The following is a 13,940-nucleotide window of genomic DNA, read 5'->3' as shown; positions in this document are numbered from 1 at the left end:
TCTCCAAGAGCCAAGGCCACTGCCCGCAATGCTACGATGTGTGCGTGTTCCATTAGTTTTCTATAAAAAGTAATTTTTTTAAAGCCTCCCGCGCCAGCAGTATTTCCCGGCTGCGGCCTACCCGCAATGCATCCGTTAGGGCCAGCAGTTGATAAAAACGCTCGTCTGAAGGAGCTACGTCGGGCACTGTATGGAACAGCGGCTCTATGGCCTGACCGCGTACCTCCCCTGCTTCATGCGGCCACACATATTGCTCTATGGCTTGAATCGTAGCACGCAAAGGCAAAGCAGAATGTGCCGTAGGAATACCTTTGGTCAGATGGCCTGGTTTCACAGGAAAAACATATTTGATACCGAAAACCAAAAACTCGTAGAGTGCCCTGACTGCTACCGTGTGCTTGTCACTGCTTATCAACCCAGCAAATTGACTACGCCGCATAGAGTGCCCTACTTCAGCTTGGCTGATTTTCAATTCATCACTAATGGATTTGGCTGTAAAAAAAGTTGATCTATCAACATCTGGCCCGTCATCAGACAGGTACCGCTTACTGATCAGCTTGAAAATAATAACAATGTCTTGCGGACGCATTCCATTATGTTGACGCATTACAGCCATATCCTTCAGTTCAATTGGTCATAATTTACAATTTGTAAATTGTAAATACAAATTTAAAGGGTGCGTTCGATAGCTAAAATCCTTTACTGCGCAACCTTTCCTGTCCGCTGATTCGTGGGTAACTTTACTATCCGCTTCGTGCCCTAACGGCGCGGGGCTCGTTGCCCATGCCCGTATTCTCGCACCTACACTGCCACACCCAATATTCCCTCCTCGACGGCCAAGCCAGCATCTCGGCCCTGATGAAAAAGGCCCAGGCCGATGGCATGCCTGCCGTAGCCCTCACCGACCACGGCAACATGTTCGGGGCGTTCAACTTTGTGGCCGAGGCGAATAAATACAACGTGAAGCCTATTGTGGGCTGCGAGTTTTATTTGGTAGAAGACCGCCACAAAAAAGCGTTCAGCCGCGAGAAGGGTGAGCGGGATATTCGCCGCCACCAACTCCTGCTGGCTAAGGACCAAGCCGGCTACCACAACCTGGCCAAGCTGTGCTCTATGAGCTACATCGAGGGCGTATACTCCAAGTTTCCGCGCATCGACAAGGAGCTATTGCTGCAATACCATGAGGGCCTGATTGCTACCTCCTGCTGCATTGGCGCGGAGCTGCCGCAGGCAATCCTATGGAAATCGGAGGCGGAAGCGGAAGAGATGTTGAAGTGGTGGCTCGATGTGTTTGGTGAGGACTACTACATCGAAATCCAGCGCCACGGCCTGATGAACATCGACAACACCGGTAAAAGCCAGGAAGATGTGAACCAGGTGCTGCTGCGGCTCGCGCACAAATACAACGTGAAGGTCATCTGCACCAACGACTCGCACTACGTGGAGCAGAACGACTTTGCGCCCCACGACCTGCTGCTGTGCGTGAACACCGGCGAAGAACACAGCATCCCGGTTGGCGACTTCGAGACGAACTACTTCCGCCTGATCAGCGGCGACAATAAGGTAATTTACGACCACCTCGACAGCATTCGCCCCATGGCGGCGAGTGACGACTCCGTGCGCCGCCAGCTCATGCGTATTGACGAGGAACGGCAGATGCCGCGGCCGCGGGCGCGCTTCGGCTTCCCCAACGACCAGTTCTACTTCAAGAGCCAGGAGGAGATGAACACGCTGTTTGCCGACGTGCCGCAGAGCGTGGACAACACCAACGAAATCGTGGATAAAATCACGCCGCCCAAGTTGCAGCGCGATATTCTCCTACCCAACTTCCCCCTACCCGCCGAGCACCCTACAGCCGACGCCTTCCTACGTCACCTTACCTACAAGGGCGCGTTTGAGGGCGACCGGCCCCGCTACTCGGAGCGTACCCCCGAGATTGAGGAGCGCCTGGACTACGAGCTGCGCATCATCGAAACGATGGGCTTTGCGGGCTACTTTCTGATTACGCAGGACTTTATCAACCACGGGCGTAGCATTGGTGTGGCCGTGGGGCCGGGCCGGGGCTCGGCGGCGGGCTCGGCGGTGGCCTACTGTATCGGCATCACCAACATCGACCCGATTAAGTACTCCCTGCTGTTCGAGCGTTTTCTGAATCCGGAGCGTGTGTCGATGCCCGATATTGACATCGACTTCGACGACGTGAACCGTCAGAAGGTCATCGACTACGTGGTAAACAAGTACGGTAAAACGCAGGTGGCCCAGATTATCACCTTCGGTACCATGGCCGCCAAATCGTCCATCAAGGACGTGGCGCGGGCCATGGAGCTGCCTCTACCCCAGACCAACGACCTGACCAAGATGGTGCCCGAGCAGGTAGGCACTACGCTGGCCAAGGCTTTTGCCGAGGTGCAGGAGCTGGACATGATTCGCCGCGACGAAGCGCCGGACAACCTGAAAGGCCAGATTCTGCGTCTAGCCGAGCGCTTGGAAGGCTCGGTGCGCAACACCGGCATTCACGCCGCAGGCGTCATCATCGCCCCCGACGACATCACGAAGTACATTCCGGTGTCCACGTCCAAGGACTCGGACCTGCTCGTGACGCAGTTCGACGGCAAGGTGATTGAATCGGCCGGCATGCTGAAGATGGACTTTCTGGGCTTAAAAACCCTGACCATCATCGAGGATGCCATGCGCCTGATTGAGCAGAACCACGGCATTAAAATCGACATCGACAACATCCCGATTGACGACCTGAAGACCTACGAGCTGTACCAGCGCGGCGACACCATCGGTACGTTCCAGTTTGAATCGGAAGGCATGCGCATGTACCTCAAGGACTTGCGTCCGACCAACATCGAGGACCTGATTGCGATGAACGCCTTGTACCGACCCGGCCCGATGCAATTCATCCCGAACTTCATCAACCGCAAGCACGGCAAAGAGCCCGTGGAGTACCCGCACGAGCTGTTGGAACCCATTCTGAACTACTCCCAGGGCATCATGGTGTACCAGGAGCAGATCATGCAGACGGCCCAGATTCTGGCCGGCTACTCCCTCGGCGGCGCCGACTTGCTGCGCCGTGCCATGGGTAAGAAGGACATGAAGAAGATGGCCCTGGAACGCGAGAAGTTCTGCGAAGGCGCTAAAAAGCTGCACGGCATTGTGGCGAAAAAAGCCAACGAGGTGTTCGACGTGATGGAGAAGTTTGCGGCTTATGGTTTCAACCGCTCCCACTCCGCCGCCTACTCGGTGGTGGCCTACCAGACCGGCTACCTCAAGGCGCACTACCCCGCCGAGTACATGGCCGCCGTGCTCACCAACAACATGGGCGACATCAAGAAGGTGACGTTCTTCATTGAGGAAGCCCGCAAGCAGGGCGTGGCCGTGCTTGGTCCCGACGTGAACGAATCCATCATGAAGTTCAACGTGAACGAGAAGGGCCAGATTCGTTTCGGGATGGCTGCCGTGAAGGGCGCGGGCGAAGCCGCCGTGGAGGAAATCGTGCAGGAGCGTAAGCGCAAGGGCAAATACACTGATATCTTCGACTTCGCGAAGCGCGTGAACCTGCGCGCCGTGAACAAGAAGACGTTTGAAAGTCTGGCCTTATCGGGTGCGTTCGATTCGTTTGAGCGCTACCACCGCCGTCAGTTCGTGGAGGCCCCCTCGGGCGACCAGAACCTCATCGACAAGGCCGTAAAGCTGGGCCAGCAGCACCAAGCTGACCAAGACTCAGCCCAACAGAGCTTGTTCGGCGGGGGCGCCTTTGGCGCGGTAGCCATGCCCCTACCCAAGGTGGCCGACATGGAGAAGTGGCCCGCCACCGAGCAGCTGCGCCGCGAGAAAGATGTGGTAGGTTTCTACCTATCGGGCCACCCGCTCGATAACTACAAGATGGAAATCGACTCGTACTGCACCACTTCCCTCGACAAAATAGAGAACCATAAGAATAAGGAAATCAACGTGGCCGGGCTAATTACGAACGTGGCCTACCGCACCACCCGCAACGGCCAGCCGTTTGCGGCCTTCACGCTGGAAGACTACGATTCGTCGCTGCAACTGGCGTTGTTCCGGGACGAGTACACGCGCTTTACGCACGTGATTAACCCGCGCAACTATCCCAACGAGCAGGTACCGCCCATGTACATCCGGGCCAAAGTAGCATTGCGCTACGGCACTGAGGACCAGTGGGAATTGAAAATCATGAACATGGAGCCCCTCAGTGAAGTGGCCGAAAAGCTCAGCAAAGGCGTGCGCGTGCGCCTGGACCTGCGCACCGTGTCGGGCCCCATGATTGACAAGCTGGAAGCCGCTATTGAAGCCGCCCCCGGCCGCAAGCGTCTGGAAATTCAGTTTGCCGAGCCGCACGAGCACTTGGCGGTAGACATGTTTTCGCGCCGCTTTCAAATTGAACCGAAGGCGTTTATCACTAAAATGCGGGAAATGGAGCTGGAGGTTTGTCAGTTGATCTAATTTCCTACCCTCCGTGCTTTTCAGCAACAGCCCAGCGCATCTGGTAACCTCAGGTGGGTTGGGCTGTTGCTTTGTATCCTGTCCACTTTTTGCCGTTATGAGATTTACTACCCGACGCCGTGCGCTGGTACTTCAAAAGCACGTCAATGACTCGTTGCGTTTCAACCCCTTCGTTTTCAGCCGGCTTTTTTTCCTGTGGGTACTGATTGGGGTAGCGGGTGGCATTCTGGCGGGCGGCTACTGGATTGTGCTTGAACACTTACTGGAATGGCTTTCCGGTGTGCAGGGCGTACTGGTTATTCCATTGATGATGGGCGCGGGACTGCTCGCAGGCCTCATCATTCACAAGCTGGGCGACCCTGGCGAAATGGATCTGATTGTCAATAACATCCGCTTCAAGGGTGGCCAGTTGGACCCGCACAACAACCCTTCCATGATTCTATCGTCGCTGCTGTGTATTGCCAGCGGCGGCAGCGCGGGCCCCGAGGCACCACTGGTGCAGGTAGTGGGATCTACTGGTACGTGGCTGGCCCAGAAATTTCGCTTGCGGGGCGAAGACCTCCGCTCCCTCACCATTGCAGGCATGGCCGCGGCCTTCACGGCGCTATTTGGCGCCCCATTAGGCGGCAGCTTGTTTGCGCTCGAAATCCTGCACCACCGGCACGTGGTAGAGTACTACCAAGCCCTGATTCCGGCCTTTGTAGCCAGCTGCTCCAGCTACGTCATCTTCGTGCTGATTACGCACACCGGCCTGGGTCCTACCTGGGTGTTTCCGCTCTACACGCCTTCCAGCATCAACGACTTTTTCTTTGCCATCCTCTACGCGCTGGCGGGTACGGCGGCTGGTTGGCTGTTTATCTTCACGGTCCGGCAGTGCCGCAGAGGCTTCCGCAAGGTGCGCCTACCCATCTATTGGCAACTGGCCGTGGGTGGGTTGCTGATTGGTATCATTGCCTACTTCGTTCCTTTATCGCGTTACTTCGGCCACGATCAGCTGACGGAACTGCTCCACACTTCGTTTTCGCTGCAATTCTTAGCGGCTCTACTCGTAGCTAAAGTATTGGCTATTGCTTTCACGGTTACGTCGGGTTGGCGTGGGGGCTTTATTATTCCGTTGTTCTTCGTAGGCGCGGTGGTAGGGCTGCTGATCAACTCATGGTATCCCGATCAAAACCTACCCCTGATTCTGATTAGCTGTATGGCGGCAATTAACGCCTGTGTCACGCGCACGCCCATCAGCACCACTATTCTACTGGCTACTCTCACCGGCTTTCATAGCATCGTTCCGATCATGTTTGCCAGCCTCACCGGCTTTTTCCTGGCCCCGAAAACGCCGCTTATTAACGCGCAATTGGGCATAGAAGAGCACGAGGAATAGCACGATAAGACCTCTTACTTGTGCGCAGGCTGTTTAAAAAGTCGAAATAGCTTTTTGTAAAAATTGCTTCTTAGCATCCTACCCTACTCAAAAAATATTATTTTCAATTTTTATTGAAAATTCAAAATAAACATACACATTTGGACCATGCAACTCAATGAAGCAAAAAGCCGGTTTATTGAAGGGTGGGGCACACTAGGCTCAGCCTGGGGCGTGAGTCGTACGATGGCGCAGGTACACGCCTTATTACTTATAGCTCCCGAGGCACTATCGGCGGATGATATCATGGAGCAGCTGCAGATTTCGCGGGGCAACGTGAATCTGAATGTGCGGGCACTTATGGATTGGGGCATCGTGCGCAAGGAACTGCGGCCTGGTGAGCGGCGAGAGTTTTTCTCAGCCGAAAAAGACATTCATAAAGTAGCTACGCTGATTCTGAAAGAGCGGCGCAAGCGGGAGCTGGAGCCACTGATGCGAGTGCTGGGCGAAATCAGCCACGTGGATTCTTCCGCCGATTCTTCCCAAGAAGAGCTCAATGCTTTTACCACGATGGTGGATAGTATTGAGAAGTTTGCGGGCTTTGCCGACCGGGCGGCTTCTACCCTCATCAAAGCCGATGAGAATTGGTTTCTCAGCAACTTCATGAAGCTCATGCGGCCGTAACACGCGGCCTTTTTTTGTCTTGTATATTTCAATATTTATTGAAAATTCCATAAAAATAACTTATTCATTCGCTTAGTATGCAAGCTCCCAAAATTGTCATTGCTGGTGGAAACGGTTTTCTTGGCCAGTGCCTACGGGACTATTTCACGGCTTTACACTACCAAGTAGTTGTTCTGAGCCGCACCCCGAGCCACGACCCGAACATTGTCTCCTGGGACGGCCAAACGCTTGGCGCGTGGGTGCAAGAGCTGGAAGGAGCGGCCGCGCTAATCAACCTGGCGGGCCGGTCAGTTGATTGCCGGTATACAGATGCCAACAAACGCATCATCTTGGCAAGTCGCCTGGAGAGCACCCGCATACTAGGCGAAGCAGTAGCCCAGTGCCAGCGCCCACCGGCCGTCTGGCTCAATTCTTCCACTGCTACCATTTACCAGCACACTTCCGGCGAGCAACCTGCAAACACGGAAATGGCGGGTCAGGTAGGCAGTAATTTTTCGGAGGAGGTAGCCAAGGCGTGGGAAGAAGCATTTTGGGCAGCCCCTACCCCAGCCACAAGGCGTGTGGCGCTGCGCACTGCTATTGTACTGAGCCGCCAAGGAGGTGCGCTACCGGTGCTGGCACGGCTAGCGCGGTGGGGACTTTGCTCGCCGCAGGGTATTGGCCAGCAATGGATTAGCTGGCTGCATAGCGAGGACTTTTGCCGGGCCGTCGAATTTTTCCTGCGCGCACCCGAAGCCACTGGCGTTTATAATCTATGCGCGCCGCATCCAGTGCGCAACCGCCCTTTCAACCAGTTGCTCTACCAGCATTTTCGGCCGGTAGTGCGTCTTCCTCAGCCCGCGTGGCTACTTGCACTCGGCGCTTTCTTCCTACGCACCGAAACCGAGCTCATCCTGAAAAGTCGCAAAGTGTATCCCCAACGCTTACTGGCCGCTGGCTTCACTTTTCGCTTCCCTACCTGCGAAGCGGCCTTGGCTGATTTACTTTCTTGAGTTGCGCGCGCGCCTCACACAGACAACTCTTCTTTTTCCAACCCGAGGCGACACATTCGCCTCATGTTCTTCTTTGCTGTATGAACTACTATCTGCTGTTGTACGCTTTTTATTTGCCCGCCACCATTGCGCTTACGCTTTGGGTAGCCCAAACCCTGTTCCGGCACGGCCGCACGTTCCTGGTCGACATATTTGATGGCAACCAAGAACTGGCCGACTCTGTCAACAAGCTGCTCCTGATGGGATTCTACTTAATCAATATTGGGTACGCTACCGTTACACTTCGCACCACCGACCCTATTGCCAGCTACCAGCAAACTGTGGAGGCGCTTAGCTTAAAGCTCGGCACTATCATTCTGATTCTAGGCGCAATGCACTTTTTCAATCTATACGTCTTCTACAAAATGCGGCATCGTACGCAATTGAATGAGGTTGCGTAGGCCAGCTTACTCTCTTTTATTGCTACGGGTACAGGCAAGTGATGAGGCAACTTGCCTGTACGAAGTAGCAAAACTGAACTTTCCATCTACTCGCATGTTACACACACAATCTGCTACCTTGCAGGCCCAAGGCTCGTAAGAAGCATTTTACCTTGTACCATCAACCCCCCTACTGTCATGGGACACAAAGCAATCGAGATTACCGATTCTAACTTCGACGAAATCATCAACTCCGATAAGCCGGTACTGGTCGACTTTTGGGCTGAGTGGTGCGGCCCTTGCCGCATGGTAGGCCCCGTAGTAGAAGAGCTGGCCGGCGAATATGAAGGCAAAGTAGTGGTAGGCAAAGTCGACGTAGACTCCAACCCCCAGACTTCGGCCAAATTTGGTATCCGCAGCATTCCTACCCTGCTCGTTTTCAAGAACGGCCAGATCGTAGATAAGCAAGTAGGTGCTGTACCAAAGCACGTATTAGCCCAAAAGCTGGATGCACAGGTAACTGTTGCCTAAGGCATTCTATTTTGTTAAAGCAAAAAGCCCCGCTCCTACCCAGGAACGGGGCTTTTTGCTTATCTGTCATCAACTCTAGTGGCGGTTGTAGCTATAGCTGCGACGGTCATCATGCCGGTCGTTGTAGCGGCGGGCGGCCTCGCGGCGGGCACGTTCGGCAGCTAGGCGGCGCTCCTGGTTGCGGCGGGCTTCGAGACGCGCACGCTCCATCGCTATTTGCCGTTGGCGTTCTTGTTCTTGCTTGCGCTGGGCGAGCTCGTAACGGCGGCGGGCTTCCACTTCTTTCCGGCGGGCCAGCTCTGTCCGACGGTCGTCGTGGTGGTTGGCTTTGGGAGAGGCGGCAAACGAGGTAGTAGTGGCAAACAAGCCCAGGGCAACAGCGAAGGAAAGCAGGGAAGTTTTCATGAGAAAAGGCAGTTTAAAGAGTGAAAGTCATTCTGGAAAGGTTTCACAATCAATTCTTTCCGTGTATCAGCAGCGTTGCAACCATTGCTATCTGTGCTAAAACAAGCCTTATGCCAGCAACTCTGAACGCCTTTTCTCTTGCTTTCTACAATCCTTTATATAACAATGACTTACCTAAAAACATATTTTTTTCACGCCGATGAATTGGCATAATTCATAGATGAAATAGAACATACCAATAGAGAACAGTAGTGTGTGTAGAGCAAATAGTAGAATAAAATCAGAGCATAGACACTGAGAGCAGCAGGTTGGGCGAAACCTGCTGCTAGCTAGAAAGAACACAAAGTGCCAATTGGTATAGCCAGTATATACTCAAGAAGCCCTACGGGACGGCGAAAATCCGCTGTCCCGTAGGGCTTCTGCATTCGGCAGTGAATTGCTACAGCAGCTGAATAGGGCGGTTCAGCGACTCTTCCAGAGAAATCAACGTCTCCGTACGTTCGATACCCTCAATCAACTGAATCTGGTCGTGCAGTACCTCGCGCAGGTGCTGCGTATCACGACACACGAGGCGGGCAAAGATGCCATAGTTGCCAGTTGTGTAGTTCATACTCACGATTTCCGGAATCTTTTTCATCTCTTCTGCTACCCCATTGTACATCGAGCTTTTGAGTAAATAGATACCGATAAAAGCCGTTACGCCATACCCAAGCTTCTCATAATCAATGCGTAGGGTAGCTCCCTGCACAATTCCTAGCTCCTCTAGCCGGGCCATGCGCACGTGTACTGTGCCACCAGATACGTGCACCTTACGGGCAATTTCGGTGTAGGGCATTTTAGCATCTGCTATCAATAGCGCTAATATTTTGCGGTCGGTGTCATCAAGTTCGTAATTGCGGGCCATTTTTCAGCGGTGGGTTTAAGCGTTTGGCAATATATATTGCCTTTTATTAAATTTAATGTAAATTTTATAGCAAATGCCTGATAAAATTTTATAATAACGATTCAACTACTACATTTGTCATAATCAAACGCGAACGGCGGATGAGTACAGCAGACACTGTAGAATGATGAAACTGGCAGACATGCCCGCCTCTCTCGCGGGTGGTGATTCGGGATAAACTGGTCCGGCGGCCGGCTAACTACACCGTGGAGGTTCGAATCCTTCTTCTACAGCTTTTTTGGGTGGATTTTGGGAAGTGGAAGAGTACCAGGACGTATCTGGGTGGGTACGTTCTTTATTAGGAGGCTGCATCTGGGTGGGTGCAGCCTTTCTTTTTGCCCTTTTCTAAGCACAGGGCTGTAACATTTGCAAACTCTCTACCCTGGTAGGATAGAAAGCAACGCAAAGTTCAGGCATTTTCTTTAATAAAACAGTCGTTTCATTACAATTATTGCATTCATCAGGGAAGGCTATCTTATAACCCTGCAAAATTCTGTTTGTCAGCAGATGCTTACTCCTTATAAATCAGGATCTGCGCGTCGCCGTTGGCTTTGATGTAGCCCCGATACATGCCTTCTGAATTGAACGGCATGGCAATATTTCCCTGGCGGTCTACGGCAATCAGACCACCATCGCCTCCCATTTTTCCTACCTTCCCGATGGTGGCTTGCGCGGCCTGAGCCAGGGGGACCTTTTGATACTCCATGCGGGCAGCTACGTCGCGGGCTACGGTGGCACGGATGAAGAACTCGCCCCAGCCCGTGCACGATACAGCGCAGGCGTTGTTATCGGCGTAGGTACCGGCCCCGATAAGGGGGGCATCGCCAATGCGGCCGTAGCGCTTGTTGGTCATGCCGCCGGTGCTGGTGGCGGCGGCTAGGTTACCATATTGATCTACGGCCACGGCACCCACAGTACCGTATTTCCTACCCTCCGTGAAGATCTGGTCTTCGTAGGGGGCAGCACTCTGAGATTTACCGGGCTTCAACTTGGTTTTGGCTTTCTTCACCGGCGATACTTCGGTTTTTGTCGGGGTGTTCAGTTGATCGGGTGTGCCGGCGCTTTTCTCGGCGGCCAAGGCTTTTTCGAGCTGTTGGTGGCGGGCTTCGGTGTAGAAATAGCCAGGGTCAACAATAGCCAAGCCCTTTTCCTTGGCAAATTGCTCGGCGCCCTGGCCAGCCAGCATCACGTGCTCCGACTGATCCATCACGGCACGAGCCGCCGTAATGGGGCTGCGTACTACCGTAACGCCCGCCACGGCCCCAGCCTTCAGCGTGTTGCCGTCCATGATGGCAGCATCCATTTCGTTGCGGCCTTCGTGCGTGAAAACCGCCCCCTTGCCCGCGTTGAACAGCGGAGAGTCTTCCATTATCTGAATGGTAGCCTGCACGGCGTCCAGCGAGGTACCGCCTTTCTTCAGCACAGCGTAGCCAGTTTGCAGTGCTTGGTTCAGCACGGTGCGGTAGGCCTGTTCCTTCTCCGGCGACATATTAGCCCGTGTGATAGTGCCCGCACCGCCATGAATTACCAGCGTGATGCGGTTTGGGTCGGGGGCAGCGGTTTGCGCCCTACCGGCAACAGCACACCACAGAAGCAGGAAAACCAACAGGTAATTTTTCATAAGACAGCGCAACAAGCAGAGTAGCAGTGGACCGAAATAACGCAAAAGAGGAAACAGAAGCTGACGCTGTTTCCTCTTTCACTGAGCAATAGACAAATAGGACACGGCAAAGGCTGCCTCTAACGGGTCGCCACCGGCTGGTTTTGCCGCTTGTATTGCGCCAAGCCAGCATCCAGGAAGCGCACGAAAGCGGCCACATCGGGCTCGTAGGCAATGGGCGGCGCCAGCGTATGCGCTAAGTCGGCGGGGGAGTTGGGGTCCAGCAGCACGTAGTAGGGCTGGGCGTTTACGTTGAAACCGGTAAGCTGTAAGTCGGCGTTTTTCTTGCCGAGCGTGGTTTTTTCCTTGCCGTCGTGGGCGGAGGTGTACTGCTCGTTGGCAGGTAGGGCGGCTTTGTCGTCTACGTACAGGGCCACTACCACGTAGTCGTCGCGCAGGCGCTTGAGTACTTGCGGGTCGCTCCACACGGTGGCTTCCATCTTGCGGCAGTTCACGCAGGCGTGGCCGGTGAAGTCGATAAAGATGGGCTTATCCAGTGCGCGGGCACAGCGCTGGGCTTGGGCCAGGTCAAAGTAGCCGTGTAGGCCGTGGGGCAACTCCAGGAAGTCGGCGTAGCGGGGCTCTTCGCAGAGCGTGTTGGTAGCGGAGGTAGCCGGCGCCATAGGGGTAGCAGCCGAGGCCAGCGAGAAATCGTGGCTGGTTTGGGGCGGCAGGTAGCCGGCCAGCAGCGGCAGCGGTGCGCCAAACAGGCCCGGCACCAGGTACACCATAAAACCAAACGCCAGCACGGCCATCAGCAGCCGGCCAACGCTCAGGTGAGGCAGGTCGGAGTCGTGGGAGAGTTTGAAGCGGCCCAGCAGGTAGAGGCCCAATAGGCCCGAAAGCGTAATCCAGATGGTGAGGTATAGGTCGCGGGAGAGCAGGTTCCAATGGTAGGCGAGGTCGGCCATGCTCAGGAATTTCAGCGCCAGCATCAGCTCTACAAAGCCCAGCACCACTTTCACCGTGTTCAGCCAGCCGCCGGAGCGGGGTAGGCTTTTCAACCAGGCCGGAAAGATGGCAAACAACGTGAACGGCAGCGCAAACGCCAGCGAAAAGCCTAGCATCCCAACCACCGGTGTCACGCGCTGGCCCTGCGCAGCCAAGCTCAGAATAGTTGCCACAATGGGGCCCGTGCACGAAAACGACACCACTACTAGCGTGAGGGCCATGAAAAACACGCCGCCCCAGCCGCCTTTGTCGGCCTGCGCGTCAATCTTATTGACCATGCCATGGGGTAAGGTAATCTCGAACAAGCCCAAAAACGACAAGCCAAACGTGACGAAAACCGCGAAGAAAATCAGGTTGGGCAACCAGTGCGTGCTGATAAGGTTGAGGCCATCGGCCCCCAGCAACACCGTCACCAGCAGGCCAATCACTACATAAATAAAGATGATGGACAAGCCGTAGACCACGGCCTTCGTGATGCCCCGCTGCCGGCTGTCGCCCCCGCTGGTGAAAAACGAAACCGTCATCGGAATCAGCGGAAAAACACAGGGCGTAATCAACGCACCCAGCCCAAATACGAAGGCACCGAAGGCAAAAGCCCACAAGCCGCCCGCCGCCGGATCGACAGCCGGGGCCGTGGCCGCTACCGAAGCTGCCGGGGTAGGAACCGCCGTAACAGCCGCCGGACTCGCAGCCAGCTCCGCAGTTGCTGCAGAGGCCAGGGTAGCCGTATCGGCAGTAGGTGCCGGGGTGGCATCGGTTGCGGCCATTGCCGTCGTAGATTCGGGCGTTACGGCCGCCGTGGCGGTAGGCATCGTGGGCGTCGCCGTGGGAGAGGTAGTGGTCGATGTGGAGGTGGCGGGTGGCGTTACGGCTCCCGTGCTGGGGGTAGCAGCCGTGCCGGTTACCGTAATCGGACCAAACGAAAGCGCATCGTTGCCAGGCACGCAACGTCCGTCTACATCGGTGCAGGTTTGGTAGTCGGCTTCCGCTTTGATGGTGAGGGTGCCAGGCTGGAGAATTTTGATGCGCTGCTTGATCTGGCCTGTGCCTTCAAAATACGTGACGTCGCCCTTAAACACGTCGTCGAATTTCTTCTTCTCCCCTACCGATTTCGGCGGGCCGACCAGCGCGTACGCGGCATTCTTAGGAATGGTGAGCGTGAAAACCGTTGGCCCCAGATCGGGGTCGAAGTTGGTGGCGTATAGGTGCCAGTTGGCATCCATGCGCGCATTCACAATCAGGTCGATTTCGTCGCCTACCTTCGCGGTGGTTTTGCTGACGGCGGCCGTGAGCTTGGTGGGCGTGAGCACTTGCGCGGCAACGGGCCACAGCGGCAATAACAACAGCACCAGCAGCGGTACTAGCTTTTTGAGAATAGACATAAACTTTTTTTCGACACGGCAGAGCTTGCGTAGCACAAAGAACGGTAGGAACTAACACAAAATTAGTGTGTCAGAGTTGCACGCTGACACATTATCCTGCGGAGCTAACCGCTTTCACCAGCAGAGGTTTGAAACGGCAGCTTACT

Annotated in this window: 11 protein-coding genes; 6 read left to right on the top strand and 5 right to left on the bottom strand. The window is 54.9% G+C overall.

The window, feature by feature from the left end:
* Positions 1-52 precede the first annotated feature (52 nt).
* Positions 53-589 (bottom strand): hypothetical protein, encoded by a 537-nt coding sequence (locus H8B15_RS06685; RefSeq protein WP_216859093.1) that lies wholly within the window; start codon positions 587-589, stop codon positions 53-55.
* A gap of 194 nt (positions 590-783) precedes the next feature.
* On the opposite strand from H8B15_RS06685, the gene dnaE reads away from it, so the two are divergent.
* The 6 genes from dnaE to trxA all read left to right on the top strand — a co-directional run bounded on the left by dnaE (position 784) and on the right by trxA (position 8,453).
* Positions 784-4,470 (top strand): DNA polymerase III subunit alpha, encoded by a 3,687-nt coding sequence (gene dnaE, locus H8B15_RS06680; RefSeq protein WP_187318901.1) that lies wholly within the window; start codon positions 784-786, stop codon positions 4,468-4,470.
* Between the two features lie 97 nt (positions 4,471-4,567).
* Positions 4,568-5,848, top strand: coding sequence for a chloride channel protein (locus tag H8B15_RS06675; RefSeq protein WP_187318900.1), 1,281 nt, complete (start codon positions 4,568-4,570; stop codon positions 5,846-5,848).
* A gap of 147 nt (positions 5,849-5,995) precedes the next feature.
* A complete protein-coding gene (locus H8B15_RS06670; RefSeq protein ID WP_187318899.1) occupies positions 5,996-6,511 on the top strand; it encodes a GbsR/MarR family transcriptional regulator in 516 nt (171 codons plus the stop codon).
* A gap of 77 nt (positions 6,512-6,588) precedes the next feature.
* The gene (locus H8B15_RS06665) at positions 6,589-7,503 is read left to right on the top strand and encodes a TIGR01777 family oxidoreductase (RefSeq protein ID WP_187318898.1); all 915 of its coding nucleotides are present in this window, start codon (positions 6,589-6,591) and stop codon (positions 7,501-7,503) included.
* Between the two features lie 80 nt (positions 7,504-7,583).
* A complete protein-coding gene (locus H8B15_RS06660) occupies positions 7,584-7,943 on the top strand; it encodes a hypothetical protein (RefSeq protein ID WP_187318897.1) in 360 nt (119 codons plus the stop codon).
* Positions 7,944-8,120: 177 nt separating this feature from the next.
* Positions 8,121-8,453 carry a thioredoxin gene (trxA, locus tag H8B15_RS06655; RefSeq protein WP_185281167.1) on the top strand — a complete coding sequence of 111 codons (333 nt, stop codon included), beginning with the start codon at positions 8,121-8,123 and terminating at the stop codon, positions 8,451-8,453.
* A 75-nt stretch (positions 8,454-8,528) separates the two neighbouring features.
* Here trxA and H8B15_RS06650 read toward each other — a convergent pair whose 3' ends face one another.
* From H8B15_RS06650 to H8B15_RS06635, 4 genes are all read right to left on the bottom strand, one after another.
* Complete coding sequence (locus H8B15_RS06650) at positions 8,529-8,858, bottom strand: hypothetical protein (RefSeq protein ID WP_187318896.1); 330 nt, start codon at positions 8,856-8,858, stop codon at positions 8,529-8,531.
* A gap of 439 nt (positions 8,859-9,297) precedes the next feature.
* The gene (locus H8B15_RS06645; RefSeq protein ID WP_185281168.1) at positions 9,298-9,762 is read right to left on the bottom strand and encodes an AsnC family transcriptional regulator; all 465 of its coding nucleotides are present in this window, start codon (positions 9,760-9,762) and stop codon (positions 9,298-9,300) included.
* A 550-nt stretch (positions 9,763-10,312) separates the two neighbouring features.
* Positions 10,313-11,422 (bottom strand): isoaspartyl peptidase/L-asparaginase family protein, encoded by a 1,110-nt coding sequence (locus H8B15_RS06640; protein ID WP_187318895.1) that lies wholly within the window; start codon positions 11,420-11,422, stop codon positions 10,313-10,315.
* A 119-nt stretch (positions 11,423-11,541) separates the two neighbouring features.
* On the bottom strand, positions 11,542-13,794 hold the full coding sequence (locus H8B15_RS06635; protein ID WP_187318894.1) for a protein-disulfide reductase DsbD family protein: 2,253 nt from the start codon (positions 13,792-13,794) through the stop codon (positions 11,542-11,544).
* Between the last annotated feature and the right edge of the window lie 146 nt (positions 13,795-13,940).

It is taken from the genome of Hymenobacter citatus (assembly GCF_014333615.1).
GTDB classification, from domain to species: domain Bacteria; phylum Bacteroidota; class Bacteroidia; order Cytophagales; family Hymenobacteraceae; genus Hymenobacter; species Hymenobacter citatus.
This window is presented reverse-complemented; position numbering and strand designations above follow the sequence as displayed.

Bases quoted from the DNA above. Each gene is read 5' to 3' on its own strand.
- H8B15_RS06685 (WP_216859093.1), bottom strand. From the start codon at position 589: ATGCGTCCGCAAGACATTGTTATTATTTTCAAGCTGATCAGTAAGCGG.
- dnaE (WP_187318901.1), top strand. From the start codon at position 784: ATGCCCGTATTCTCGCACCTACACTGCCACACCCAATATTCCCTCCTC.
- H8B15_RS06675 (WP_187318900.1), top strand. From the start codon at position 4,568: ATGAGATTTACTACCCGACGCCGTGCGCTGGTACTTCAAAAGCACGTC.
- H8B15_RS06670 (WP_187318899.1), top strand. From the start codon at position 5,996: ATGCAACTCAATGAAGCAAAAAGCCGGTTTATTGAAGGGTGGGGCACA.
- H8B15_RS06665 (WP_187318898.1), top strand. From the start codon at position 6,589: ATGCAAGCTCCCAAAATTGTCATTGCTGGTGGAAACGGTTTTCTTGGC.
- H8B15_RS06660 (WP_187318897.1), top strand. From the start codon at position 7,584: ATGAACTACTATCTGCTGTTGTACGCTTTTTATTTGCCCGCCACCATT.
- trxA (WP_185281167.1), top strand. From the start codon at position 8,121: ATGGGACACAAAGCAATCGAGATTACCGATTCTAACTTCGACGAAATC.
- H8B15_RS06650 (WP_187318896.1), bottom strand. From the start codon at position 8,858: ATGAAAACTTCCCTGCTTTCCTTCGCTGTTGCCCTGGGCTTGTTTGCC.
- H8B15_RS06645 (WP_185281168.1), bottom strand. From the start codon at position 9,762: ATGGCCCGCAATTACGAACTTGATGACACCGACCGCAAAATATTAGCG.
- H8B15_RS06640 (WP_187318895.1), bottom strand. From the start codon at position 11,422: ATGAAAAATTACCTGTTGGTTTTCCTGCTTCTGTGGTGTGCTGTTGCC.
- H8B15_RS06635 (WP_187318894.1), bottom strand. From the start codon at position 13,794: ATGTCTATTCTCAAAAAGCTAGTACCGCTGCTGGTGCTGTTGTTATTG.